General features: G+C 69.3%; 24 protein-coding genes. 18 read left to right on the plus strand and 6 right to left on the minus strand.

The annotated features are described in order from the left end of the window. Window positions 1-53: 53 nt before the first annotated feature. From AC4PMY_RS10900 to AC4PMY_RS10935, 8 genes are all read left to right on the plus strand, one after another. Window positions 54-1544 carry a glycoside hydrolase gene (locus tag AC4PMY_RS10900; RefSeq protein WP_491622714.1) on the plus strand — a complete coding sequence of 497 codons (1491 nt, stop codon included), beginning with the start codon at window positions 54-56 and terminating at the stop codon, window positions 1542-1544. Between the two features lie 80 nt (window positions 1545-1624). Then, entirely contained in the window at window positions 1625-2986 is a 1362-nt protein-coding gene (locus AC4PMY_RS10905; protein ID WP_254628360.1) for an ABC transporter substrate-binding protein, read from the plus strand. A 70-nt stretch (window positions 2987-3056) separates the two neighbouring features. Next, a complete protein-coding gene (locus AC4PMY_RS10910) occupies window positions 3057-3938 on the plus strand; it encodes a carbohydrate ABC transporter permease (protein ID WP_056013507.1) in 882 nt (293 codons plus the stop codon). Continuing rightward, a complete protein-coding gene (locus AC4PMY_RS10915; protein WP_121294010.1) occupies window positions 3935-4849 on the plus strand; it encodes a carbohydrate ABC transporter permease in 915 nt (304 codons plus the stop codon). Before AC4PMY_RS10910 ends, AC4PMY_RS10915 begins: the two co-directional genes overlap by 4 nt. Beyond that, on the plus strand, window positions 4846-5886 hold the full coding sequence (locus AC4PMY_RS10920) for a LacI family DNA-binding transcriptional regulator (protein ID WP_491622715.1): 1041 nt from the start codon (window positions 4846-4848) through the stop codon (window positions 5884-5886). The genes AC4PMY_RS10915 and AC4PMY_RS10920 overlap by 4 nt, the downstream gene beginning before the upstream one ends. Window positions 5887-5896: 10 nt before the next feature. Continuing rightward, a complete protein-coding gene (locus AC4PMY_RS10925; protein ID WP_491622716.1) occupies window positions 5897-7339 on the plus strand; it encodes a glycoside hydrolase family 32 protein in 1443 nt (480 codons plus the stop codon). An 81-nt stretch (window positions 7340-7420) separates the two neighbouring features. Then, the gene (locus AC4PMY_RS10930) at window positions 7421-8998 is read left to right on the plus strand and encodes a glycoside hydrolase family 32 protein (RefSeq protein WP_491622717.1); all 1578 of its coding nucleotides are present in this window, start codon (window positions 7421-7423) and stop codon (window positions 8996-8998) included. A gap of 35 nt (window positions 8999-9033) precedes the next feature. Beyond that, window positions 9034-9621: a DUF1349 domain-containing protein gene (locus tag AC4PMY_RS10935; RefSeq protein ID WP_491622718.1), complete on the plus strand. Its 588-nt coding sequence runs from the start codon at window positions 9034-9036 to the stop codon at window positions 9619-9621. On the opposite strand, the gene AC4PMY_RS10940 is transcribed toward AC4PMY_RS10935, so the two are convergent. Further along, the gene (locus AC4PMY_RS10940; protein ID WP_064294707.1) at window positions 9575-10582 is read right to left on the minus strand and encodes a helix-turn-helix transcriptional regulator; all 1008 of its coding nucleotides are present in this window, start codon (window positions 10580-10582) and stop codon (window positions 9575-9577) included. The two genes, AC4PMY_RS10935 and AC4PMY_RS10940, sit on opposite strands and share 47 nt — an antisense overlap. Before the next feature lie 98 nt (window positions 10583-10680). Here AC4PMY_RS10940 and AC4PMY_RS10945 point away from each other — a divergent pair, with 98 nt between their 5' ends. Further along, window positions 10681-11139: a VOC family protein gene (locus AC4PMY_RS10945; RefSeq protein WP_071259176.1), complete on the plus strand. Its 459-nt coding sequence runs from the start codon at window positions 10681-10683 to the stop codon at window positions 11137-11139. Window positions 11140-11227: 88 nt separating this feature from the next. Here AC4PMY_RS10945 and AC4PMY_RS10950 read toward each other — a convergent pair whose 3' ends face one another. Further along, window positions 11228-11818, minus strand: coding sequence for a DUF805 domain-containing protein (locus tag AC4PMY_RS10950; RefSeq protein WP_071259173.1), 591 nt, complete (start codon window positions 11816-11818; stop codon window positions 11228-11230). A gap of 241 nt (window positions 11819-12059) precedes the next feature. On the opposite strand from AC4PMY_RS10950, the gene AC4PMY_RS10955 reads away from it, so the two are divergent. Continuing rightward, a complete protein-coding gene (locus AC4PMY_RS10955; protein ID WP_491622719.1) occupies window positions 12060-13331 on the plus strand; it encodes an HNH endonuclease signature motif containing protein in 1272 nt (423 codons plus the stop codon). Window positions 13332-13672: 341 nt separating this feature from the next. After that, the gene (locus AC4PMY_RS10960) at window positions 13673-15016 is read left to right on the plus strand and encodes a BNR-4 repeat-containing protein (protein WP_491622720.1); all 1344 of its coding nucleotides are present in this window, start codon (window positions 13673-13675) and stop codon (window positions 15014-15016) included. A gap of 98 nt (window positions 15017-15114) precedes the next feature. Here the strand turns inward: AC4PMY_RS10960 and AC4PMY_RS10965 are convergent, their stop codons facing one another. Next, complete coding sequence (locus AC4PMY_RS10965) at window positions 15115-15426, minus strand: GNAT family N-acetyltransferase (protein ID WP_071259164.1); 312 nt, start codon at window positions 15424-15426, stop codon at window positions 15115-15117. A 178-nt stretch (window positions 15427-15604) separates the two neighbouring features. Between AC4PMY_RS10965 and AC4PMY_RS10970 the strand changes: the two genes are divergently transcribed. Together AC4PMY_RS10970 and AC4PMY_RS10975 are read left to right on the plus strand one after the other, a co-directional pair. Beyond that, on the plus strand, window positions 15605-16873 hold the full coding sequence (locus AC4PMY_RS10970; RefSeq protein WP_064294702.1) for an ammonium transporter: 1269 nt from the start codon (window positions 15605-15607) through the stop codon (window positions 16871-16873). Window positions 16874-16919: 46 nt separating this feature from the next. Beyond that, the gene (locus tag AC4PMY_RS10975; RefSeq protein ID WP_071259162.1) at window positions 16920-17543 is read left to right on the plus strand and encodes a hypothetical protein; all 624 of its coding nucleotides are present in this window, start codon (window positions 16920-16922) and stop codon (window positions 17541-17543) included. Between the two features lie 3 nt (window positions 17544-17546). On the opposite strand, the gene AC4PMY_RS10980 is transcribed toward AC4PMY_RS10975, so the two are convergent. Beyond that, window positions 17547-18038, minus strand: a complete 492-nt coding sequence (locus AC4PMY_RS10980; RefSeq protein ID WP_071259160.1) for a DUF4188 domain-containing protein — start codon at window positions 18036-18038, stop codon at window positions 17547-17549. Window positions 18039-18107: 69 nt separating this feature from the next. Here AC4PMY_RS10980 and AC4PMY_RS10985 point away from each other — a divergent pair, with 69 nt between their 5' ends. After that, complete coding sequence (locus AC4PMY_RS10985; RefSeq protein ID WP_491622721.1) at window positions 18108-18740, plus strand: MerR family transcriptional regulator; 633 nt, start codon at window positions 18108-18110, stop codon at window positions 18738-18740. Between the two features lie 26 nt (window positions 18741-18766). Here the strand turns inward: AC4PMY_RS10985 and AC4PMY_RS10990 are convergent, their stop codons facing one another. Both AC4PMY_RS10990 and AC4PMY_RS10995 read right to left on the minus strand, forming a co-directional pair. Next, on the minus strand, window positions 18767-19684 hold the full coding sequence (locus AC4PMY_RS10990) for a carbohydrate kinase family protein (RefSeq protein WP_071259155.1): 918 nt from the start codon (window positions 19682-19684) through the stop codon (window positions 18767-18769). Between the two features lie 37 nt (window positions 19685-19721). Then, window positions 19722-20762: a LacI family DNA-binding transcriptional regulator gene (locus AC4PMY_RS10995; protein ID WP_064294696.1), complete on the minus strand. Its 1041-nt coding sequence runs from the start codon at window positions 20760-20762 to the stop codon at window positions 19722-19724. A gap of 150 nt (window positions 20763-20912) precedes the next feature. Here AC4PMY_RS10995 and AC4PMY_RS11000 point away from each other — a divergent pair, with 150 nt between their 5' ends. The 4 genes from AC4PMY_RS11000 to AC4PMY_RS11015 are packed head-to-tail and all read left to right on the plus strand — an operon-like array spanning window position 20913 to window position 25478. Then, window positions 20913-22295, plus strand: a complete 1383-nt coding sequence (locus AC4PMY_RS11000; protein ID WP_071259152.1) for an extracellular solute-binding protein — start codon at window positions 20913-20915, stop codon at window positions 22293-22295. Then, entirely contained in the window at window positions 22295-23245 is a 951-nt protein-coding gene (locus AC4PMY_RS11005) for a carbohydrate ABC transporter permease (RefSeq protein ID WP_079002957.1), read from the plus strand. The genes AC4PMY_RS11000 and AC4PMY_RS11005 overlap by 1 nt, the downstream gene beginning before the upstream one ends. 8 nt (window positions 23246-23253) lie before the next feature. Beyond that, window positions 23254-24087 carry a carbohydrate ABC transporter permease gene (locus AC4PMY_RS11010; RefSeq protein WP_491622722.1) on the plus strand — a complete coding sequence of 278 codons (834 nt, stop codon included), beginning with the start codon at window positions 23254-23256 and terminating at the stop codon, window positions 24085-24087. 53 nt (window positions 24088-24140) lie between these two features. Further along, complete coding sequence (locus tag AC4PMY_RS11015; RefSeq protein ID WP_071259368.1) at window positions 24141-25478, plus strand: glycoside hydrolase family 32 protein; 1338 nt, start codon at window positions 24141-24143, stop codon at window positions 25476-25478. Window positions 25479-25487 lie beyond the last annotated feature (9 nt).

The following is a 25487-nucleotide window of genomic DNA, read 5'->3' on the forward strand; positions in this document are numbered from 1 at the left end:
TACCTCGCTACGGTAACTGCGTAACCGATTAACCACTCACTGCAGAGGACGTCATGAACCAACGAGGGTTCCACCAGCCGAACGGCGCATGGGTCGGAGACGTCATCCCCTGGCAGGAGGACGGTGTCTTCCACCTCTTCTACCTGCACGAATCGCGTCGCGTTCCCAAGATCGGCATGCCGTGGCATCGCGTGACCACCCGGAACCTCGTCGACTTCGACGAGCTCGGTGAGGCACTGCCGTCGGGCGGACCGTCCGCGCCGGACTTCAACGTCTACACGGGCAGCGTCATCCTGGACCCCGATGGGATCCACCACGTCTTCTACACGGGACAGCACCCGGAGCGCCGCGGTGCCGACGGTCTGGCGCTGCAACTCGTCATGCACGCCGTCAGCACCGACGGCATGCGCACCTGGGAGCGCCGGGAGGCCGACACCTTCGGCGCCACCGCAGGGTACGAGACCGCCGACTGGCGGGATCCCTTCGTCTTCTGGGACGAGGACGCGGCCGTCTGGCGGATGCTCATCACCGCCCGACACGCACACGGCCCGGAACGGCGTCGCGGCGTCATCGCCCAGTGCACCTCCACCGACCTCTCGACCTGGGAACCCGTCGAGCCGTTCTGGGACCCGCGCCGCTACATCGCCCACGAGTGCCCCGAGGTCTTCCAGTGGGGCGACTGGTGGTACCTCGTGTCCTCCGAGTTCAGCGAGTCGTTCACAACGCGCTACCGGATGTCGCGCACCCTGCACGGCCCCTGGCTCGTCCCCGAGCACGACACGCTCGACGGACGCGCCTACTACGCGGCGAAGTCCGCCTCCCGCGACGGACGCCGGTTCTTCTTCGGCTGGATCGCCTCGCGTAAGGGAGCCCACGACGCGGGCGCCTGGCAGTGGGCCGGCACCATGTCGGTCCTCGAAGCGGAGCAGCGTGCGGACGGCACCCTGGCCTTCCATCCGCCCACCGAACTCCGCGACACCTTCGCGCCCGCCGACGAGCCGACGGACACCGTCGTCACCTCGGGCACGGTCCTGAGCGCCCCCGACGGGTATGCCGACGCCCTGTCGGCCGTGGACGCACCGAGTTCCTTCCGGCTGGTCGCCCGGTTCGACATCGCCCCCGGCACGACCGAGTGCGGTGTCGTCCTCCGGGCGAGCGATGACGGCGACGAGGGCTACGTCCTGCGCCTGGAGCCGAAGCGCGACCGCCTCGTGTTCGACCGCTGGCCCCGCTCCAGCACCGGCACGGAGCAGTGGCAGATCTCGGGTGACGTCCCGTTCGTCGTCGAACTCGAACGCCCCTGCCACCTCGCCCCCGGCTTGCACGAGCTCGAGGTGATCGTCGACGGCGACCTCTGCGTCGCGACCGTCGACGACGCGGTCGTCCTCAGCACGCGCCTCTACGACCGACCGGCCGGTCGCGTCGGCGTCTTCGTCGGCGAGGGGACCGTCACCGTCGAGGCGTGCACGCTCCTCGAGCGCGACGGCGGCGGCTCCGACGACGACCCCACCTCACACCGACTGCTCACCAGCACCACGTCCTGATCCCGACACCACGCTCCGCCGCCTGCACCACCACCCGCACACCCGCACCCACCTGTGATCGATCAACGGAGATTCCGACCATGCCAACCACCGCACGCCCCCGCACCATGCGCCCCACCCGCAGCACCGCCTTCGTGGCCCTCGTCGCCGCTGCAGCACTCGCCCTCTCCGGCTGCGCCGGCGGATCGAGCGCCACGGACCCGACCGACGTCGACCCGAAGGGCGATATCGTCCCCCGCGAGATCTCGTGGCTGCTCTCCCGCCCGGCCGACGGCGGGGTGATCACCGCGATGGAGCAGATCGCCGACGAGTACGCGAAGGACCACCCCGGCTTCTCGCTGAACCTCATCACGACCCCCGACCGTCCGTCCTACATCCAGAAGTACGAGACTCTGGCGGCCGCGAACAAGCTCCCCGAGCTCTTCGACACCGACGCGACGCCGTTCGCGCAGAAGCTCGCGAAGCAGGGCCGCATGGTCGACGTCGACCTGCTCCTCGAGGACCTCGGTCTCGCCGACTCCTACCGCGAGGCTGCGCTCAACTACCAACGGTTCGACGACGGCTCGCTCTACATGGTGCCGTTCGAGTTCCAGCTGGAGTTCTTCTGGTACAACCGCTCCCTGCTCGAGGACGCCGGTGTCACCGTCCCGGCCACGCTCGACGACTTCCCCGCCATGTGCAAGGCGCTCCGCGCCAAGGGCGTCACCCCGATCGCGCTCGACGGCCAGGACCAGTGGCCGCTCGAACGCTACATGGCCTACTACCCGTTCCGGATGGCGGGTCCCGAGTACATCCAGGACCTGAAGGCCGGGAAGGCCTCCTTCTCCGACCCGGCCGGGAAGGCCGCGGCCGAGTGGCTGTACGACCTCGGGCAGGCCGGCTGCTTCCAGGAGGGCTTCTCCTCGACCGGTTACGCGGACGCGCAGGCGCTCTTCACCTCGGGCAAGGCCGCGGTCTACAACATCGGCACGTGGGAGCTCTCGAACCTCGCGACGGATGCGCTCGACCCCGGCGTCCGTGACGCGGTCGGCACCTTCACGCTGCCGACCATCGACGGCGCCGTCACCGCCGACAACGAGTACGTCACCCCGTCCGGCATCGGCATGGCGGTGAACGCGAAGACGTACGACCCGCTCGTCCGCGACTTCCTCGCGTTCGCCCTCGAGCGCTACCCGGAGCTCTACGCGGCGACTGGCGCGCTGTCGCCGACGACCTCCGCGCAGACCACCGTCCCCGCGAACGCGACCGAGCTGTACGCCAGCTCCGTGGCGCAGGCCGACGGCGTCGGACCGGCGATCGCGATGCCCTGGGACACCCAGCTCGACCCGGCCACGAACACCCGACTCCAGCAGGAGCTGACCCTGCTCGTGCAGGGCGACATCACGCCGGACGAGTTCATCGCGACGATGGACGCGGCCCTCACGGAGAACGTCGATGACTGAGCTCACCCAGACCGCGGTGGGCGCGGCACCGGCCCGCCCACCACGGCGGCGGAAGCCGATGTCCACCTCGATGCTGCCCCGCCGGTCGACGCTGTCGGTGCTCGTGTTCCTCGTGCCGCCGCTCGTCCTCTACGGTGTCGCGGTGCTCCTGCCGATCGTGCAGTCGCTGTTCCTCAGCCTCTTCTCGTGGGACGGCATCACGGACATGGCGTTCGTCGGACTCGACAACTACGTCAAGATGCTCACCCGGGACGACGTCTTCTGGACCTCCTTCGGCAACGCCCTCGGCTACCTCGCGATCTGCCTGGTGCTCCAGCTCGGCGGCGCGCTCCTCGTCGCCGGACTGCTCACCGCCCTCCCCCGAGCCCGCGAGCTCGTCAAGACGCTCTACCTCCTGCCCGCCGTCATCTCGACGGTCGCGATCGCCATCCTGTTCCAGCGGCTGTACGCCCTCGAACCGGTCGGGCTGATCAACCAGCTGCTCGCGTGGGTCGGACTCGGCGACCTCCAGACGGCCTGGCTGTCGAACGTGCAGACCGTCCTCGCCGCGGTGTCGATCCCGGAGGGCTGGCGGTTCACCGGCCTGTACATGCTCATCATCTACGCCGCCCTCATGGCCGTGCCCCGCGACCTCGAGGAGGCCGCCCGACTGGACGGCGCCTCCTGGTGGCAGATCTTCTGGCGGATCCGCTTCCCGTACATCCGGCCGGTGTGGATCACGACGACGGTCATGGCGACCACCTTCGCCCTCCGCGGCTTCGACATCCCGTACCTGCTGACGAACGGCGGGCCCGGTCAGTCGTCCGAGCTGCTGACCACCTACATGTACAAGACGGCGTTCGTCCACACGGATTACGGCTACGCCAGCGCGATCTCCATGTTCATCGTCGTCGAGTGTCTCGTCGCCGTCGGCCTCATCTTCCTGCTGCTCCGACGGAAGGACAAGTCATGACCGCCACCCTCCCCGCCCGGCCGACCGAACACGTCGCGCCCCCGGCGGCGTCGACACCGAAGCGGAAGCCCCGGCACACCCCGCGCGTGCGGGTGCAGCGGACGATCCTCACCGTGACCGTCGTCGCGATCGTGCTCGTCCAGGTCTACCCGCTCGTCTGGTTGCTGGTCACGAGCTTTCGGACGGCGGCCGACTTCGCCGGTGGCAACCCCTTCGCGCTGCCATCCGAGTGGACGCTCGACAACTACGCAAGGGCGTTCTCGACCGGCAACCTCGGGCTCAACATCGTCAACAGCCTGATCGTCACCCTCGGGTCGAGTGCCCTGATCGTCATCGCCGGCATGATGGCGGCGTACGCGCTCCAGGTCCTCGGGTTCCGGTTCAGCGGGCTCGTCCGCGGTCTGTTCCTCCTCGGCATCATCGTGCCCGTGCAGATCGCGCTCGTCCCCTTGTTCATCGACTACTCGCAGGTCGGCCTGCTCGACACCCACCTGTCGATGATCATCCCGCTGGCGGCGTTCGCCCTGCCGATGGCCGTGTACCTGTTCTCGTCGTTCTACGAGTACATCCCGAGGGAGATGTACGAGGCCGCGTCGCTCGACGGGGCGGGTCCGTACCGGATCTTCGGCCAGATCACGTTCCCGCTCTCGGTCAACACGATCATCACCGTCGTGCTCGTCAACAGCATCTTCATCTGGAACGACTTCATCTTCGCGAACACCTTCGTGCTCTCCGACGGATTGAAGACCATCCCGCTCGGCCTGCAGAACTACATCGGGGCGATGGGGAACACTGATTGGACGGCGACGTTCGCCGCCGTCTGCGTCACGGTCACACCGCTGCTGTTGGTGTTCCTCGTGTTGAACAAAGCGATGATCAGCGGCCTCGAGAGCGGAGCGACCAAGGGATGAGCAGCACCGACCAGTCGAAGCCCGGCTCAGACCACCCGAAGAACACCTCGGGCATCACGATGCGCGACGTCGCGAAGGCCGCAGGCGTCTCCGTGGCGACCGTCTCGCACGTCGTCAACGACAAGCCGGGGTCGCGGATCGGCGAGGACGCCAAACGTCGGGTGCACGAGGCGGTGGCGGAGCTCGGCTACCGGCCGAACGCCCTCGCGAAGACGCTGTCCCAGGGGCACTCCCGGTTCATCGGCCTCGTCGCCGACGCGATCGCGACCACCCCGTTCGCCGGCCAGATCATCCACGGCGCCCAGGACGAGGCGTGGCGCCACGGCTACGTCCTGCTCGTCGCCAACACCGACGGCAACACGGCCGCCGAGGAGGAGGCGATCGCGATGATGCTCGAGCACCAGGTCCGCGGGATCCTCTACTCCACCTGGTTCCACCACGAGATCACCGTGCCCGAGGCACTCCTCCAGACCGACACCGTGCTCGTGGACTGCTACGCCGCGGGCAGCGGGCTCCCGGCCGTCGTGCCGGATGAGGAGCAGGGCGGGCGGACCGCGACCGAGGCGCTGCTCGCGGCCGGCCACCGACGGATCGCGTTCGTCAACACGACGACCCCCTCACCGGCGCAGACCGGCCGGCTCGCCGGGTACCGCTCGGCGCTGCAGGCGGCGGGAGTGGCGTTCGACGACGCCCTCGTGTTCCCGGCCTCACCGGAGCAGGAGGGTGGGTACGCGGCGACCGCTGAGGTCGTCGACTCAGGCGCCACCGCGGTCTTCTGCCACAACGACCGCGTGGCGATGGGACTCTACGACGGGCTGCGCGAGCGCGGACTGCGGATCCCCGACGACATGGCCGTCATGGGGTTCGACAACCAGGACGTCATCGCCGCCCACCTCCGGCCGCCGCTGTCGACGGTCGCCCTCCCCCACTACGAGCTCGGAGCGGCCGGCGTCCGTCGGCTGCTCGGTCTCGACGCCGCGCTGCCCGCCGGGCCGCAGCTCATCGCCTGCCCGGCCGTCCCGCGGCACTCCGTCTGAGGGCGCGACCGTGCACGACGAGCAGCACGCCCTTCCACGGCCCGGCTTCCACCTGACGCCACAGCGGAACTGGATGAACGACCCGAACGGCTTGGTCTTCCATCGCGGGCGGTGGCACGCGTTCTTCCAGTACAACCCGGAGGGTGGCGACTGGGGCAACATGAGCTGGGGTCACGCCTCGAGCGTCGACCTGCAGCACTGGGACGAGCATCCGGTAGCCCTGCGGTACACCGCCGAGGAGCAGGTGTACTCGGGATCCGTGGTCGCCGCGGGTCCCGACGGGCGCCTCACGGCGTACTACACGAGCGTGTCCACCGACGGTCGGCAGGCGCAGTCCCGGGCGACCAGTGACGACGACGGGCTCACCTGGCAGCGCGACCCGGAGAACCCGATCCTCGACCGCGGCTCGCACGCCTTCCGCGACCCGAAGATCATCCGGTACGAGGACGCCGCGGGTTTCCGCTGGATCATGCTCACGGTGGAGGCCGTGGAGCGCCAGGTCCTCGTGTACTCCTCCACCGACCTCCGCACCTGGGAGCACCTCAGCACCGTCGGTCCAGTCGGTCCCACCGGCGTCGTGTGGGAGTGCCCCGACCTCATCCCGCTCGCGGTCGACGGACGCCCGGACGAGGTCCGGTGGGTCCTGCTCCTCAGCACCAACCCGATCGGCGACGTGCAGGACCCGGACGGGTCGTCGATGAGCTATCTCGTCGGCGACTTCGACGGCTCGGTGTTCACGCCTGAGCGGGCCGAGCTGCGGCGGCTCGACCACGGTCGGGACTTCTACGCGGCGGTCGGGTTCGACCGCGCTCCGGACGGTGAAGCGGTGATCCTCGGATGGATGGGCAACTGGCGCTACGCCGCCGATCTCCCCGCCTCGCCGTGGCGGGGCGCGATGTCGCTCCCGAGACGCCTGTCCTTGACCACGGTCGACGGCGAGCAGCGACTCGTGCAGGAGCCACCGGCCTTCGTCAGGGAACGACTGGCCGCGATCGACCCGACGACCGTCGCCGTGTCCTCGGACGCCGTCGACCTGGGGCTCGAGGGTGACGGCGTGGTCGAGTTGCGCTGGGATCCGTCGGTCACGGGTGAGTTGCGGCTCCGGCTGACGGCCGACACCGACGGTGCGGTCCTCATCGTCCACGACCCGGCGACGGCGTCACTCTCCGTCACCCGGTCGGGCGGTGCCATGGACACGGTGCACCCCGACTTCGCCTCCACGAGCATCGTTCCGCTCGTCGGCGACCGGCCGGCTCGACTCCTCCTGAGCCTCGACGGCCCGCTGCTCGAGCTGTTCGTCGACGGCGGTCTCGCCACCGTCTCCGACCTCGTCATCCTCGGGAGCGGACGACCGACGCTGAGCCTCGCGAGCGAACGCGCCAGTCCCGTCTCGGTGGCCGTCGCCGTCCTCGACCGGGCGCCCGCCACCGACCAGGTGCACGCGCTCGCCTGAGCAGTCCTCCACCGCACGATCCAGCACCATCCCGCCACGGGTGCCTTCGGCGCGCCCGCGGCACCGACGAAAGGAACAGCAATGACGCACGACCTCTCCCGCCGGACCGTCCTCCAGGGCGCCGGCCTCGGGGCGCTCGCCCTGTTCGCGAGTACCGGCACGCCCCTCGCCGCCCAGGCGGCGACCACCGCCCAGGCGCAGGCCTCCCTCAGATCGGTGTTCCACATGACGCCGCCGTCGGGGTGGCTCTGCGACCCGCAACGACCGGTGTTCACGAACGGCGCATACCAGCTGTACTACCTGCACTCCGGCCAGAACAACGGTCCGGGCGGTTGGGATCACGCGACGACGACTGACGGCGTCGCCTTCACCCACCACGGGACCGTCATGCCGCTGCAGCCGGACTTCCCGGTGTGGTCGGGTTCCGCCGTCGTCGACACCGCGAACACCGCCGGCTTCGGGGCGGGTGCGGTCATCGCACTCGCGACGCAGCCCACGGACGGCGTCCGGAAGTACCAGGAGCAGTACCTGTACTGGTCGACGGACGGCGGCTTCACGTTCACGATGCTCCCCGACCCGGTGATCGTGAACACCGACGGACGTGCGGCCCAGACCCCGGCGGAGATCGAGAACGCCGAGTGGTTCCGGGACCCGAAGGTCCACTGGGACGCGGCCAGGAACGAATGGGTGTGCGTCATCGGCCGGGCGCGCTACGCGGCCTTCTACACCTCGCCCGACCTCACGACGTGGCAGTTGCAGCACAACTTCGACTTCCCGAACCACGACCTCGGTGGCATCGAGTGCCCGGACCTGTTCCAGATGCGAGCGGGCGACGGCAGCTGGCACTGGGTCTTGGGCGCCAGCATGGACGCCTACTCGATCGGCCTGCCGATGACCTACGCCTACTGGACGGGCACGTGGGACGGGACGCGGTTCACCGCCGACGACCTCACCCCGCAGTGGCTGGACTGGGGCTGGGATTGGTATGCCGCCGTCACCTGGCCGAAGGCGGAGTCGCCCGACGACCGCCGGCTCGCGATCGCGTGGATGAACAACTGGAAGTACGCGGCCCGCGACGTCCCCACCGACGCCTCGGACGGCTACAACGGCCAGAACTCCGTCGTCCGGGAGCTGCGACTCGAGGCGCAGTCCGGTGGTCGGTACAGCCTGCTCAGTTCACCCGTGGACGCTTTGGCCGGGTATGCGACCTCCACCGTCTCCCTCCCGGACCAGACGGTCACCGGGAGCGCCGTCCTGCCCTGGAGCGGCCGGGCGTACGAGATCGAACTCGACCTCACCTGGGACACCGCGAACAATGTCGGTCTCTCCGTCGGTCGTTCGGCGGACGGCTCCCGCCACACCAACATCGGGAAGGCCGGGGGCGAGCTCTACGTCGACCGCGCACCGTCCGACCTGGCCGGCTTCTCGCTGCAGCCGTACACCCGGGCCGCGGCACCGATCGACGCGGCTGCACGCTCGGTCCATCTGCGGGTCTTCGTCGACACGCAGAGCGTCGAGGTCTTCGTCAACGCCGGTCACACCGTCGTCTCGCAGCAGGTGCACTTCGCCGAGGGCGACACGGGGATCTCGCTCTACACCGATGGCGGGCCACTGATCGCCTCGGCGATCACGATCCGCGAGTTCGGCACGGCGATCTGAGGCGAGCGCGCGCATCCATACGTCAGGATGGACGGATGGATCTGCAGAACCTGGTCGAACACGGACATTGGACGACGGCCCCTGCGGCGGTGACGACGGAGCCGGACGGTTCCCTGCACGTCACCGCCGTCGAGGGCAGTGACGCCTGGCGGCACACCTCGTACGGTTTCGTCCACGACACGGAGCACGCGCTGATCGCGCCGATGCAGCGACGGGCGGCAATCGAGGTGTCGTTCGTCCTCGACGGCTCCGAGCAGTTCGATCAAGCCGGCGTGTTCCTCCGCGCCTCCGAGTCGACGTGGATCAAGGCCGGGGTCGAGGTGTCCGACGGGGTCGCCCAGCTCGGTGCGGTCGTGACGCACGGGACCTCCGACTGGTCGGTGGCGCCGGTCCCCGACTGGCTCGGACGAACGGTCACCGTGCGCGCGAGCCGCGACGGTGACGCCGTGACCGTACGCGCACGGGTGGACGACGAGGACTGGCGACTGGTCCGCGTCGCCCACCTCGACCCGGAGACCGACGTCGAGGCGGGGCTGTTCTGTGCAGCCCCGACGCGCGCCGGCCTCACGGTCCGGTTCACCGCGGTGCGTCTCGGTCAGCCGGACGACGCGCTCCACGGCTGACCGTCTGTGCGGTCGCGGCATTGCGCTCCGCGAGCTGCGCGAACGCGGCGACGAGCTCGGGCGGCTCGACGACGTCGATGTCGGTGTCGAAGCGGTTCAGGGAGGCGGCGAGCGCCACCCACGACCATGCGCCGGCGGTGTAGCGCGTGCGGTCCGGGCCGAGGGGCTCGGCGATGCCGTCGCCGACGAACGGTCGGACCGCCTCGAACGGCAGGTGGAGCACGACGGTGCCGACACAGGGCCAGGCGTCGGTCTGCTCGGATCCCTTGAACCTCGCCGCCACGAACGCCTGCACGTCTCCACCCGGCACCTCACGCGGACGGAACCGCGGTCCGGTCGGCGTCCTCGGCACGATGCGGTCGGCGCGGAAGATCCGCCAGTCGTCGCGGTCGAGGTCCCAGGCCACGAGGTACCAGTGCCCCTGGGAGGTGACCAGGTGGTGCGGCTCGACGCGCCGAGGCGGTTCCGGGTCGTCGTCGGATCGCCCGAACCGGAGCACCTCCCGCGCGCGGATGGCCGCGGACAGCGCGAGGAGGATCGGCACGGCCACCTGCGGGGTCGGTCCGTCGCCTGAGCGGGGCACCGAGGTGACCTCGAGGGCGTCGAGTCGATGCCGCAGCCGTGACGGCAGGACCTGTCTCACGGTCGTCAGTGCTCGGAGCGCCGGCTCCTCGAACCCGGATCCCGCGACGGCTGCGGTCTGGAGGGCGATGGTGAGCGCGACGATCTGCTCGTCGTCGAAGAGCAGTGGCGGGAGTTCGCTCCCGGCGTCGAGGTGGTACCCGCCGTCCGGCCCCATCGTGGCCTCGATGCGATACCCCATCTCGCGGAGCCGGTCGACGTCGCGGCGGATCGTGCGGTGACTGACGTCCAGCCGGTCGGCGAGCAGGGCACCCGGCCAGTCGCGCCGTGCCTGCAGGAGCGAGAGCAACTGCAGGAGTCTGGAGGTCGGTGAGGCCATGGTGCGAGCGTAGTCCGAGTGCAGGACATGATCTGTCCTAGACGCCTGAGACAGTGGTGCTCGACCGGGAGGAGCCCGGCACGACTCGAGGAGCACACATGAGCATCACGACCACGACCCACCTCAACTTCCAGGGCGACGCCCGCGCTGCGCTGGAGTTCTACCAGTCCGTCTTCGGCGGGCGGACGACGATCGCGAGCTACAGCGACGTCGGGATGCCGAAGGACGCTCCGGGCGCCGACCTGGTCGTCTTCGGTCAGGTCGAATCCGAGGACGGCTTCCGGGTGATGGCGTACGACAGCCCCGGAGCTCCGGCGGCGTCCCTGATCGGCACCGGAACGACCCGCCGTGAGCACGGGGCGACCGTCACCGGACAGTCCTGCTTCGTCGCGGTGCGTGGCGAGACGCTCGCGGAGGTCGAGGTGTTCTGGAACCGACTCGTTGTGGGAGGTTCGGTCGTCGAAGAGCTCGCGGCGTCCGCCTGGAGCCCCGGCTTCGGCATGGTGACCGACCGGTTCGGCGTCACGTGGGTGCTCGACGTGGCGGCGGCCGGCTGAGGCGTCCACGCCCGTCCGGCGAGACAGGGAACGGGCCGGTGCGGACGATCGTGTCCGCACCGGCCCGTTCCGGTCGTCGGGTTGCGACTCAGCGCACGGTGTCGAACCGCTGACCCTCGGGCTTCGAGGGCAGGAGGAAGAGGACGAGCAGGATGATGCCGCCGACCGACGGGATGAGCGAGAAGAAGTAGAACGGGCCGGGGAAGTTGGCGTCGTGGAGACGGCGCCAAGCGAGGGCCAGGTTCGGGACGATGGTCGCCAGCCAGATGAGGCCCAGGAGGACGACGCCCGTCAGGATCAGCGGAGCAGCCCCGGGGATCTCGAGGATGCCGGGCTGGGTGTAGTAGGTCCGAGAGCCGGTACTGCTGTCGAACACGACGGCCTCGCGCTGCGCGGCAGCGGATGTCGCGCCGATCAGGACGCCGGTGAAGAACAGGATGCTCGGGATGAGCGTGACAAGGAAGACGAACAGCGTGACCCACCAGTACTCACTCCGAGAAGCACGGCCGGTGAAGGTCGCGTACTTGCGGAGGTAGCGCTTGACCGCCTGCGGGAACGTCGCTCCGTAGAGCGGGAGCGTCAGGTCATCCGGGGAGGCGGCGCCGTGGATCGGAGCGGGCGCGTACGGCTGCTTGTACGTCGGCGTCGCGGGGTAGTCAGGGGTGGCGTTGGAACTCATGGTGTCTTTCGATCGAGGTACTCGGTAATGAGACCCTGGCATAACACATGTCCACCTCAGAACAACTTGCGCGACCGACCGACTTCGGGCATGCTCCGCGGCATTTCGGTGATCCTCGGCCAGCCCCGAGCACCCGCTCCGGCCTCCGGTCCCTGAGCCTGTCGAAGGGCACACGAGGACCCTTCCACGTCCGACCCGACTCGTCATCTGGAATGTCAGTGGTCCATGGTGGACTCGTCCCATGACCGAGACCACGCTCAGCGCGATCCGCGCAAGCGACGAATACGCCGCGCGTCTCGCGGAGTTCTCGGATGAATGGGCGGACCTCCACCGGCAGCAGGCCGTCCTCGACGCACGCAAGGCGCGCCTCCTCGCCCGCTCCGCCGCCTATGCCGATGCCTTCGCGGACGCCACGGTCCCGGCGATCTTCCCGCCGGCCGAACGCCAGGCCCTGTCTCGCCGGTCGACGTGTGCGGCCCTCGCGATGGCGACCCGGATCCCGGAGCGGACGATCCAGCGTGCGACCAACGACGCCGAGCGCCTCGTGAACGACGCACCGGCGGTGCTGGCGTCGCTCGAGGCGGGCCGTATCTCGGCGAGGCATGCACAGGTGATCACGGACCAGCTCTGCGACGTCCCTGCCGCTGGCCGGGCGGTATTCCTCGAGCAGGTGCTGCCGGTCGCCGAAGGCGCGACCGTCTCGTACCTCCGGCAACGCGCCCGCGTCCTGCGCGAGCGCCTCCATCCGGAATCGATCACCGCCCGAGCGGTCCGCTCTGAGGCCGACCGTCGGGTTGAGTTCGAGCCGGCCGCCGACGGCATGGCCTGGGTGCACCTGTTCACCACCGCGCCGATCGCGCAGGGCATCATCGAGCGAGTCGAAGCGACCGCCGCCGAATCGCGCAAGGCCGGTGACACCCGCACCTGCGGACAACTCCAGGCCGACGCGCTCGCGGCCCTCGCCCTGACCGGTGTGACCCCGGAAGACGTCGCATCGAACCCGGTGCTCCCGCACCCGATCGAGGTCCAGGAACACATCACACCGACCGTGCAGATCACCGTCCCGGCACTCAGCATGGCCGGCGTCTCCGATGCCCCGGCTACCCTCGACGGCTACGGCCCGATCGACCCCGAGACCGCAGCGCGTATCGCGGTGAACGCGCCCAGCTTCACCCGGATCCTGGTCCAACCCGAGACCGGTGCGGTTCTCTCCGTCGGCCGGAACCAGTACCGCGTTCCGGCCGACCTGCAACGCGCGGTGCGGTTGAGGGACGGCAGCTGTCGCGCACCAGGCTGCGGCAGACGCGCCAGAGCGTGCGATCTCGATCATTCGATCGCGTGGGAAGACGGCGGCACCACGGATGTCGCGAATCTCGCCTGCCTGTGTCGACATCACCACCGGATGAAGCACCTCCCTGGGTGGAACCTCGACCACAAACCGGGCGGAGTCCTCGAATGGACGACACCCGACGGCAAGCACCACCGAACCGAGCCAGATCCCGCACCATTCTGACCCCGCCGACGAAGGCTCCTTCGTGGGCACTTCGACAAGCTCAGTGACCGGAGGAGGTTCACCCGGGATGTTTCGGTCCCTGAGCCTGTCGAAGGGTTTCTCGCGGGCACTTCGACAAGCTCGGTGACCGGAAAAAGTGTGTTCAGACACACTCGGTCCCTGAGCCTGTCGAAGGGCAGTCGGGTAGGGACATCTCGGCGAGCGGAAGCGGTCCACGCGGGGCACTTCCGGTCCCGCTGCCGGCCAGAGCGCACACCGAGCCGAACCGCCGCCCGGAAAGCGCTTGCCGGGCGCACGCTCGCACCGGTAACCTCGTCCGGAACCCCACCCGGAAGGTCGCGATGCTGCGCCGAAACGACACCTCCACCACGCCGATGGTCGTCAACGACAACGCCGCCTGGTGTTGGTTCCAGGACGAGCGCGCGCTCGTCGATCCCACATCGAACCTCCTCGTCGTCGGCTCGATCGCGTCAACGGGCGGCGTCGACGGCGAGCAGCGCGGCGGCAACGTCGAGGTCACCGTCGTCGACCTCAGCACCGGCACCGCCGACATCGTCGTCCTGCACGAACGCCTCGAGTCCGACGATCACGACGTCCCGGCTCTCTGGCGGCGGCGCGACGGGCGCTGGCTCGCGATGTACACCCGCCACAAGACCGACGACCTCACCCGCTGGCGCATCAGTGAACCGCACGACCCGCGCCACTGGGGGCCCGAGCACACGTTCGACTGGAGCGCCCACACCGGTGGACTCGGCGTGACGTACTCGAACCTCCACGAACTCGACGGCCGCCTGTACTGCTTCGCCCGCGCTGTCAACGACGACCAGTGCGCGCTCGTGTCGGACGACGACGGCGACACCTGGACCTACGCCGGCAAGCTTCTCACCCGACCGAAGGTCGGTTACGTCAACGGCTACACGCGCTACGTCTCCTCCCCCGGTCGCATCGACCTCATCACCACCGACCACCACCCGCGCGACTACGACAACAGCGTCTACCACGGCTTCCTCGACGCCGACGGGCTCCACCGGACCGACGGCGCCGTCGTCGACCCGCATCCGTTGCGTGGCGACGCACCCTCGCAGGTCGAGCTCACCACCCTCGTCGCCGCCGGCTCACGAATGCCCGACGGCGGCACCTGGGCCGGCGACCGACTCTCCCACTGCTGGACCGTCGACGTGCGACGAGCCCCCGACGGCACCGTGGCCGCCGTCGTCTCCGCCCGCGCCGACGACGGACCAGCGCATCCGGACGAGGCGACCGAACGCCTCCGGCCTGTCCTGGACCACCGGTTCCTGTTCGCCCGCCTCGCACCCGGCGGCTCCTGGCAGGTGCACCCGCTCGCCCTCGCCGGCCCCGGCCTCCTCCCGCACGAACAGGACTACACCGGACTCGCCGCCATCGACCCGGACGACCTCGACTCGCTCTACGTCTCGACGCCGATCGATCCGCGGAACGACCAACCGCTCGCCCACCACGAGATCTTCCACGGTCGCACCGGCGACGGCGGAGCGACCTGGACGTGGACACCGCTCACGGAGGACTCGGACGTCGACAACCTGCGTCCGATCGTCGCACCCGGTGGCCCCTCGACGGTCTCGCTCCTCTGGTTCCGCGGGGACATGGCGAGCTCGCAGGACCACCGGTGCGAGGCCGTCCTGCTCAGGCTGCCACGCACCGAGTGACGACCGGTCGCTCGGGCCAGGACACCCCGCCACTGAAGTCCGGATGCTTCCGGAGCTCGGTCCGGATGAACGGCCACCTCACGCCGGATGACGACCGGTCACTCCGGCCAGGACACCTCGCCCCTGAAGTCGGGATGCTTCCGGAGATACGCCTGGATGAAGGGGCAGCACGGGACGATCGTCAGTCCTCGCTCGACCGCATCGTCGAGTGCCGCAGCGGCGAGGACGCTGCCGAGCCCCTGTCCGCCGAAGTCCGGATCGATCTCGGTGTGGGTGAAGAGGATGCGACCGGGCTCCTCCCGGTACCCGGCGATCCCGGCGACGCGCTCCCCCACCCGGATCTCGTACTCGTGGCTGTCATCGTTGCGGACGACCTGCGGGCCGTCCTCGGGTGTGCTCGATGTCGACATCAGGGCTCCCTTCCGTTCGTTCCCCACTGTACGTCGAGCGATCCGTCATGTGCTGTTTACGCAGCGGCCGATTCCGCAACGTGCCGGAAACACGCGCACAGGCCATCGGAAACACGCCGGTGTCACGCTGGGCGCACCCGACGCGCTCCAGCCGCGTCCCTGCGGAGAGGCACCTCGAATGGATCAAGGAAACACAGCGTTCATCCTGATATCAGCGGCACTCGTGCTGCTCATGACACCAGGGCTCGCGTTCTTCTACGGCGGCCTGGTCAAGGCGAAGAGCGTCATCAGCATGATGATGATGAGCTTCGGCGCACTCGGCCTCATCGGCGTCCTCTGGGTGCTCTACGGGTACGCGATCGCGTTCCCCGGCTCCGAAGGCACCGTCGCCCCCTGGGCGATCGACACGGGGAACATCGGCCTGACCGCCGCCCTCGAGACACCTGAGGGAGCGGCCTACCCGCCACTCGCCTTCGTCGCCTTCCAGGCCACCTTCGCGATCATCACCGTCGCCCTCGTCTCCGGCGCCATCGCCGACCGCGCGAAGTTCGGCTCCTGGATGATCTTCGCCGGCATCTGGGCGACCGTCGTCTACTTCCCCGTCGCGAGCTGGGTGTTCAACTTCGGCCTCGCCGACGACGGCAGCTTCGCCTACGGCGGTTGGATCACGCACGGCCTGCAGGACGTCTTCGGCGTCGGCGTCATCGACTTCGCCGGTGGCACCGCGGTCCACATCAACGCCGGTGCTGCAGCCCTCGCCCTCGCGCTCGTCCTCGGCCGCCGCGTCGGGTTCAAGAAGGGCGTCCACGTCCCCCACAACCCGCCGTTCGTGCTCCTCGGCGCCGGTCTGCTCTGGTTCGGCTGGTTCGGCTTCAACGCCGGTTCGGAACTGGCGGCCGACGGCACCGCTGCACTCGTGTTCGTCAACACCATCGCGGCGCCGGCAGCAGCCCTGCTCGCCTGGCTCATCGTCGAGAAGATCAAGGACGGCAAGCCGACCTCGGTCGGTGCCGCATCGGGTGCCGTCGCCGGTCTCGTCGCGATCACCCCGGCGTGTGGTTCGCTGCACCCGATCTGGGCCATCGTCCTCGGCCTCGTGGCCGGTGTCGTGTGCGCCCTCGCCATCGAACTGAAGTTCAAGCTCGGCTTCGACGACTCGCTCGACGTCGTGGGTATCCACCTCGTCGGTGGCCTCATCGGAACCCTGTACCTCGGCTTCTTCGCCAACGGCACCGGCCTCTTCATGGGTGGTGACGCTTCGCAGCTGCTCGTCCAGGCGATCGCCGCGTTCGCCGTCCTCATCTACTCCTTCGTGCTCGCCTTCATCATCGGCTTCGCGATCGAGAAGACGATCGGCTTCCGCGTGAAGAACGAGGACGAGATCGCCGGCATCGACACCGTGGTCCACGGTGAAGAGGGGTACGTCCTGGTCGACACCAAGGCCTGATCCACCGGCCTGAACGACCTGCCCGACCCGACCCGACGAGGACGAGATGCGCGGAGCAGCTGGACCCGAACCGGCTGCCACCCCCGCTCATCTCGTCCTCGTCGACGTCGCGTCACGACCACCGGCCGACCCGGGCCCGCCCCGGCTCGTCCGGTTCGCCGACCTCGTCCGGCAACCACTCGACCGTGGCCGTGGCAGCGTGCGAGACGTCTGGACGAGCACCGACGTCGACCGCCGCATCCGCTGGCGACTGCAGGTCGTCGAGCTCCGTGACGCCGCCGGACTCATCGCCGCTCCCGACGACATGAATCACGCGATCGTCGGCTTCGCCGGCCCACAAGTCGCGGTCCGCGCGGGCGGGAACGAGCTGAACGGCCCCGGACGCATCCTGCACCGCGACGAGGTCCTGACGGTCCGCGAAGCCTCGGTGCGCCTCTCGAGACCACGGCTCCGGGCCTCGGGGTCGAGCTCCATGATCCTGCTGAGCTACAGCACCTCGGAGGACCCGCCGACGCTGAGCTTCGAGCAGCCGGACGCCGCGCACGATCCCGCCGACGGCCTGCGGATCACCCTCGCCCTGCGCGGTCCGATCCGGCGCGGCGAGGGCGAGGTCCCACAGGGTGCCGCCCTCGTCTCCGCGCCGTTCGCCGTTCCGCCGCGCTACCGCTGATCGCTAACGCTGACCGGAGGTCCGGCCGTCGGCGAACCGCTGTCGCGCGTGCTGCTGCCGCGACCCGACGGGCACCGCCTCGGTCGCCGCCGGGAGCCCCATGGACGGGGTCGACACGTAGATGCTCTCGGCGCGATCGACGAGGAACGTCTCGTGCCAGACGCCGACGGCCTTCGGCGCGGACCGGGCACGCTTGTTGAAGCGCGACCAGGCGGGCCGATGGGCGGAGGCCGGAGCCGACGCGTAGGCGTAGAGCTTGTCGATCGACGACCAGTACTGGACGAGGTACGGGCCACTGGAACCGAGCAGGACGTGCGAGCCGAGGAGCCCGGACTCCGGATCGGACACGAGCTCCTGCAGCATGCGCGGCATGTCACCGAAGATCGGGAGCCACTTGTCCACCCGCCACCACTGGTTGATGGTCATTCCGATGTGGAACACGACGAGCTCACCCTCGTGACGATGGGTGATTCGGCCGACGACGACGCGTGACATAGACTGCTCCTGTTCGATAGTGACGCTATCCAAGTTGGATAGTAGCACTATCCAGACGAGGAGGACAGGATGAGGATCTCGGAACTCGCGGCGGTGTCCGAGGTGCCGGTGGCGACCATCAAGTACTACCTGCGCGAGCAACTCCTCCCCGAGGGCGAGCGCACCTCGGCGACCCAGGCGAGTTACGGCGACGCACACGTGTCCCGGCTCCGCGTGATCCGCGCGCTGCTCACCGCCGGCGTGAGCATCGCGGAGACCCGCAACGTCGTCGCCGCGCTCGACTCACCGCCGGCGGGGCCCTACGACCTCCTCGGCGTCGCCCACACCGCCGTCACCCCACGCCCGAGCGGTCCGGTCGACACGACCCGCGCACTCGAGCTCTACGAACGACTCGGCGGGATCGAGGCGCAGTGCGATCCCGGACTCCTCGCCGGCCTGGCCGGGGCCTTGGACACCCTGGAACGAGCCGGCTTCACCGTGCCACCCGCAGTCCTCGACCGCTACGTCGACGCAGCGCGCAGCATCGCCGAAGCCGAGATCGACGGCATCCCGGCGGACTCACCCGAGCTCGCGGTGCAGTACATCGTGCTCGGCACCGTGCTCACCGAACCGCTCATCCTCGCCCTCCGTCGGGCGGCCCAGCAGGTGGTGTCGTCGGAGCGGTTCGCGGGGACGGGAGCGCCGGCATCCCAGCCGTCCTGAGGCTCAGGCGCCCAGCGCCCAGCGCCTCAGGCGTCGAGTTCCGCCGAGGTGGGCGGGTTCGCCCCCGGCCGCGACACCGTGATGCTCGCAGCCCGCGCGGCGCGGTCGAGCAGCTGCTGCAGCACCTCGTCGGACACCCCACGAAGTTGCTCCTCGGCCCCGGGCCCTGCGATACCGGCGGTCAGCAGTCCGTCGATCAGCGCACCCATGAACGTGTCGCCGGCACCGACGGTGTCGGCCACCTGCACCCGCGGCGTCTCGATCTCGAGCACGGAGCCGCCTCTGACCGCGACCGCCCCGTCACCACCCATCGTCACGACCACGAGTCCCGGCCCGGCCGCGACCCACTCCCGAGCGGCGTCGACCGGCGCCACACCGGGCAGCAGGAACGCGACGTCCTCGTCACTCGCCTTCACGACGTGTGCGCGCGCGATGCAGTCGAGCGCCGCCTGACGGACGCGGGCCGCGTCGTCGATGAGCGACGGCCGGATGTTCGGGTCGTAGGTGATGAGCGCCGAGGGACGACGCGCCTCGACCAACTCGCGGAGGCGGTCGGCACTCGGCTCGAGGACCGAGGCGATCGAGCCGGTGTGGACGACGGCGGCGTCCGGCGCACCCGAGGCCTCCAGATCGAGCGAGAGGTCGAACTCGTAGGTGGCCGCGCCTTCGGCGTCGAGGGTCGCCTGCGCCGTGGAGGTCCGGCCGGTCGGAGCCGACACGAGGGTCACCGCGGACGCGTCGAGCCAGGAGCGGATCGCCGCGCCTCGCTCGTCGTCGCCCACATGGGTCACCAGGGCCGGGACGCGGCCCAGCCGACCGAGGGTGATCCCGACGTTCGCCGGGCTGCCGCCGGGACTCTCCGCCTGCGTCCCGTCGAGCCGCCGGACGATGTCGATGAGGGTCTCGCCGGCGATGAGGACGTCGGTCGTGGGGGCTGCGTGCATGGCATCTCTCTCTGCTGGGTCCTGGGTTCGGGTGGCGTCAACCGGCGTCGGTCGACACCGCGGCGATGAGCGAGTCGCGCTCGATGATCGGCATGGTGACCAGCTCGTGTCCGAGGGCGTGCTGACCGAGGAGCATCGAGGCTCCGAGCGCGCCGATCTCCTGGTAGGGCAGCCGTGCGGTGGTGAGGCCCGGGCGCAGGTAGCCGGCGAGGATCTCGTCGTCGAAGGAGACGACGGAGACGTCCTGCGGAATCCGACGTCCCTGTTCGAGCAGCACCTGGTAGGCACCGAAGGCGACGCCGTCGTTCGCCGCGAGGATGGCCGTGACATCCGGGTGGCGCTCGAGGAGCGTGGCCGTCGCCTCGTAACCGGGTTCCGGCTGCCACTCGACGATGTCGACCCGAGCAGGTTCGATCCCGGCCTCCGCGAACGCCGCGGCGATGCCTGCGAAGCGGAGTGCCACCGTGGCCGTCTGTCGCGGATCGTTGATGACGTCCTGCGGCAGGTCGCCGACCACGCCGATCCGTCTGTGGCCCGCGTCGACGAGCCGTTTCGCGACCGCGTACCCGGCCGCACGTTCGTCGGGCAGGACGTTCGCGTGTCCCGAGGAGGACGCTCCGTTGAGCACGACGACGGGGACACCGGTCGAGGTGGCGGGGAGGTCGATGAGGCGGGCGCCGAGGAGGCCGATGAGGATGCCGTCGACCCGGTGGTCGATCATCGTCTCGAAGGCGCGGGCGAGACCACCTTCGATCCCCTCGGTCTCCGCGATGAGCATCGTGTGGTCGTGGGCCTTCGACACCTCGAGCGCACCGCCGATGAGCCCCGAGGCGTGCCGGGTGAGCGTGACCTCGTCGGAGATGAACCCGATCGTCCTGGTCTTCCCGCGGCGCAGCACCTGGGCCGCGGGGTTCGGGCGGTAGTCGAGCTCCGCTGCGGCGGCGCGTACCCGTTCGACGGCGTCCGCGGACAGCCGGGAACCGGGGCGGTCGTTCATGATCATGCTCACCGCGGCCTTGGACATGCCCGCGCGCTCCGCGACGTCCGCGAGGGTCGTGCGGCGGCGTTGCGTGGACATGACACTCCCTCGTGCGGTTTGCTGAATCAGTTCAGCATATCGCGCGGAGCTGTGTTATGTTTCGTCTGCTGAATCCGTTCAGCACCTCCATTCACGGCTCATCGTCCGCGCCCTGCGAACGGTCGGCCCCGATTTCGCAGGAGCAACAACGTGGTTGATCTGAGTCGCAGGGCGGCACTCGCCCTGCTCGGTCTCGGTCTGGCGGGCACGGCCATCTCCTGGCCGCGCCTCACCGGCGGAGACATCCCCGGCCGAGGTGACGACGCCCTCACCGTCGCCCTCTTCGGCACCGCCCAGGACGCCGCTGCCCGGCAGTCGCTCGTGGACGGCTTCCAGAAGCTGCACCCCGACATCCCCGTCCGGATCATCGCGATCCAGGGCCAGGACTGGGGCAACTTCTTCGCCAAGATCCTCACGATGGTCGCGGCCGGCACCCCGCCGGACATCGTGTCGGTCGCCACGGAGGGCACGCAGCTGTTCGCCGAGCGACTCGCCCACCCGATCGACGAGTACGTGCAGCGCGACGCCGCCGAGCTGCAGGAGTACTTCGACGACGTGAACCCCTCGCTCATCGAGTCGTTCATGTACAAGGGCAACCTGTTCCAACTGCCCGACAACTTCAACGCGGCGAACATGTACTACAACACCTCCGCGTTCGAGCGGGCCGGCCTCGAGCGCCCGCGCGACGACTGGTCGGTCGAGGACTTCTTCACCGTCGGCCGCACCATGCAGGCCAGTGCCCCCGGCTCGTTCCTGCCGTACTTCTGGAACAACCGTCTCTGGGGCGGCGTCGTGCCCTGGTTGTACATCAACGACACGAGCTTCCTCACTGAGGAGAAGGCACCCGGCGGCGACTGGATGTGGTCGAAGTTCTACCCGGACGAGACCCCGCGTGGTGGCGGATACCTGTGGGAGAACGCCGACGCACTCAGCGACCGCACCGTCGAGAGCTTCGAGGTCCTGCAGCGCATGGTCTCCGAGGGCATCGCCGCGAACCCCGCCCAAGGCGGCGGCAACGAGCTCGTCTCGCTCTTCTCCCGCGGCTCGGTCGGCATGACGCCGGCCGGCGGGTTCTGGGTCAAGGGCCTCAACGACGCCGGCCTGGGCGACGACGAGTACGACGTCACCTACTTCCCGAAGATGCGCGGCCAGCGCCACCAGTTCGGAGCCGGCGGCTACGCGATGATGCAGACCTCCGAACGGAAGGACGAGGCGTGGGAGTGGATGAAGTACTGCATCTCCGTCGAGGGCATGTCGATCGCACACAGCCAGCCCGACTCGTCACTGCCCCGGAGGTCGCTCAACGCCGAGCTGTACGGCGGTGACATCGGCCCGAAGCACTGGGAGGTCTTCTACGACACCCTCGACCGGTTCCCGACGACCGGCCCGATGCCCGCGCCACCCCAGCAGGCTGCCGTGGAGTCGGCTCTCATCAAGAACGTGGTCGGCACGATCACGAACGGCCCGAACGGCGTCCGCCGTGGCCTCGAGACGATGCAGCGGGACCTCGAGCTCGCACTGAAGGGACGATGATGGCACTGCAGTCACCGACGGCGACCCGGGCCCTGGTCGTCCCGCCCGAGGCCGAGACCGGACGCCGGAAGCGTGCCCCTCGCGGCAGCCGACTGCTCGTCTGGGTGTTCCTCGCCCCGACGCTCATCGGCCTCGGACTCTTCAGCTTCGTCCCGATCATCGGGTCGTTCGTCCTCGCCTTCTTCCGGTGGGACATCATCTCGGCACCCGAGTTCGTCGGCGTCGGCAACTTCGTCGACCTCGCCGCCAACCCCACGGTGCGCGTGTCCTTCCTGAACACGGTCGGCTTCGTCGTGGTGGCGGTCACGCTGCAGCTCGCCGTCGCCCTCCTGCTCGCGATCCTCGTGCAGTCGCGGATGCCGGAATGGCTGCGTACCTTCTTCCGCTCCGCACTGTTCTTCCCGTTGGTGCTGTCGGCCGCGTCCGTGTCGCTCGTGATGTCGTACCTGTTCAACCAGGAGTTCGGCCTCGTCAACGAGTTCCTCGGACTCTTCGGCGTCGGGAACATCGGCTGGTTGACGACCGGGTTCGGCGCGAAGATCGTCGTCCTCCTCGTCTACGTGTGGCAGAACTTCGGCTTCACCTTCCTGCTGTTCATCGGTGGACTGGCCGCGATCCCGCGCGAGGTCTACGAGGCGTCGTCCCTCGACGGCGCGTACGGCTGGAGCCAGTTCCGGAACGTCACCCTGCCCCTCGTGAGCCCGACCATGCTCGTCGCCTCCGTCATGGCCATCATCAGCGCCCTGCAGATCTTCGACCAGCCGTACGTCCTCACGCGCGGTGGGCCGGGAGACGACACCCGCACCGCGGTGATGGTGATCTACGAGTCCGCGTTCCAGCAGCTCGACTTCGGTCTCGCCGCAGCGATCGGCATCGTGCTGACGCTCCTGATCATGCTCGTCACCGCCGCACAGTTCCGACTGAGCAAGCGTTTCGTCTTCTACGGATGAGGTCCCAGATGTCCATCGCAGCAGTCACCCCCGACTCATCACGCCGCCGACTCGCCACGGCCGGGAAGTTCCTCATCCTCGTCATCGCCGCGTTCCTCACGCTCGCGCCCGTCGTGTGGACGCTCATCACCGCGCTCACCCCCGCGAACGTCGCCACCGGGCAGACCGAGTTCGGCCCGGGCGCGTTCATCGACGTCTTCCAGAAGATCCCGATCCTGCTCTACACGTGGAACAGCGCACTGGTGACGCTCCTCATCGCGGCCGGACAGATGCTCAGTGCGGCGATGGCCGGCTACGTGTTCGCGCGCTTCGACTTCGGCGGCAAGCGCATCCTGTTCGGACTGATCCTCGCCACGATGATGGTGCCGATGCAGGTGACGATCGTCCCCGTGTTCATGCTCATCCGCGGCATGGGACTGTCGGACACGCTCCTCGCGCTCATCATCCCGATGATCCCGACGGCGTTCGGCACCTTCCTCATGCGGCAGTACTTCATGGGGTTGCCGCCGGAGCTCGCCGAGGCGGCGCAGATCGACGGGGCGGGACCGTGGAAGATCTTCTTCCGCATCTACCTGCCGCTCGCCGCCCCGGGCCTCGCGATCGTCGGCATCCTCGCGTTCAACTACCACTGGAACGAGTTCTTCCGACCACTGATCCTCACGATCAGCGAGCAGAACTTCACCCTCCCGCTCGGGCTCGTGACCCTGCAGGGCAACCTCGGCACCGGGTCGGTCGCGACCGTCCTCGCCGGTGTCGTCCTGTCCATGATCCCGGCTGCGCTGGTCTTCGTCTTCGGCCAGAAGCCGCTGCGCGAAGGGCTCACCGCCGGCGTCAGCAAGTGACCGACACCACCGCCCTCCCCTCGATCCGACCGATCTCGAACCGAAAGGAAGCCATGACCGGCCTCCACGCAACGCACGTCCTCGACCGCGGCTTCCCGCTGCTGCACCCCCGACCCGAGGCCGGGTGGTTGAACGACCCCAACGGCATCATGTTCGTCGACGGTCGCTGGCACGTCTTCTTCCAGTACAACCCGGGGTCGGCCAGGCACGAGGACATCCACTGGGGTCACGTGAGCTCGCCGGACCTGCTCGCCTGGGAGGAACACCCGGTGGCCCTGGCTCCACGCCCGAACACCACCGACGGCTTCGGCTGCTGGAGCGGCGTCGGGGTCGTCGATCAGGGCCGGCCGGCCGTCGTGTACTCGGGCGCGCGTGATCGACACGGGTTGTCGGAGGTCGTCGTCGTCCACGGCTCGGCGGATGCGCAGGACTGGAGCGGCGAACGTGTCGTCGCGGCCTCGCTCCCCGCCGATGAGCGCGTGACGATGGTGCGCGACCCGTTCGTCTTCGAGCTGGGTGGGCGCCGCTGGGCGATCCAGGGCGCGGGTCGCTCCGACGTCGGTGGCGCATTGCTCCTCTACGGCGTCGACGACCTCGACGCCTGGACCGAGGAGGGGTACCTGCTGACGGCCGAGGCGCCGGTCGTCTCGGAGCTCGCTCCGTGCGAAGGGTGGGAGTGCCCCCAGCTCGTGCGCGTCGGCGACGACTGGGTGCTGCTGGTCTCGCTGTGGCTCGACGGCCGTCCGCACCGCGGGGTGGCCTGGGTCCTCGGCTCGATGGAGCTCGACGACGCCACCGGGCGACCCGTGTTCAGCGCCCGCCGGACCGGCATCATCGACGAGGGGTCGAGCTTCTACGCGCCGCAGGCCGTGCAGTCCGACGGCTCGGACGGACAGTCGGAGCGGGTACTGCTCTGGGGCTGGGCCCAGGAGATCGCACCCGAGGGCGTGCGTGGCCGGACGCAGGCGGACACCGACGAGCAGGGGTGGTCGGGCATGCTGACGTTCCCGCGCGAGCTCGTGGTCCGCGGCGACGAGGTCGAGCTGATACCGGCGCGGGAGCTGACGAGGCTCCGTGCCGAGCTCGTCGACGCGGCGGAACTCCCTGATCAGGCGGAGGTGCGACTCACAGGCGCAGGCACGGCCTCCCTCGAGCTGGAGGGCTCGGACACGCAGCTGATCTGGCGGGGCGAGCTGATCGAAGGCGACGAGGTCCGGATCCTCATCGACGCGTCCATCGTCGAGATCCACCACACCGGGCACCCCGCTCGGACCTTCCGCGCGTATCCGGCCGATGGCGAGCGGTACGCCGTGCGGCACGATGCGACCGTGCGAGCCGACGCCTGGTCGCTGGCCCTCCCCGTCGCGGGCGGCGTGTCGGCGTCCCGCTGACCCGGAGAC

This window comes from Plantibacter sp. MDV22-iso1, assembly GCF_058408345.1.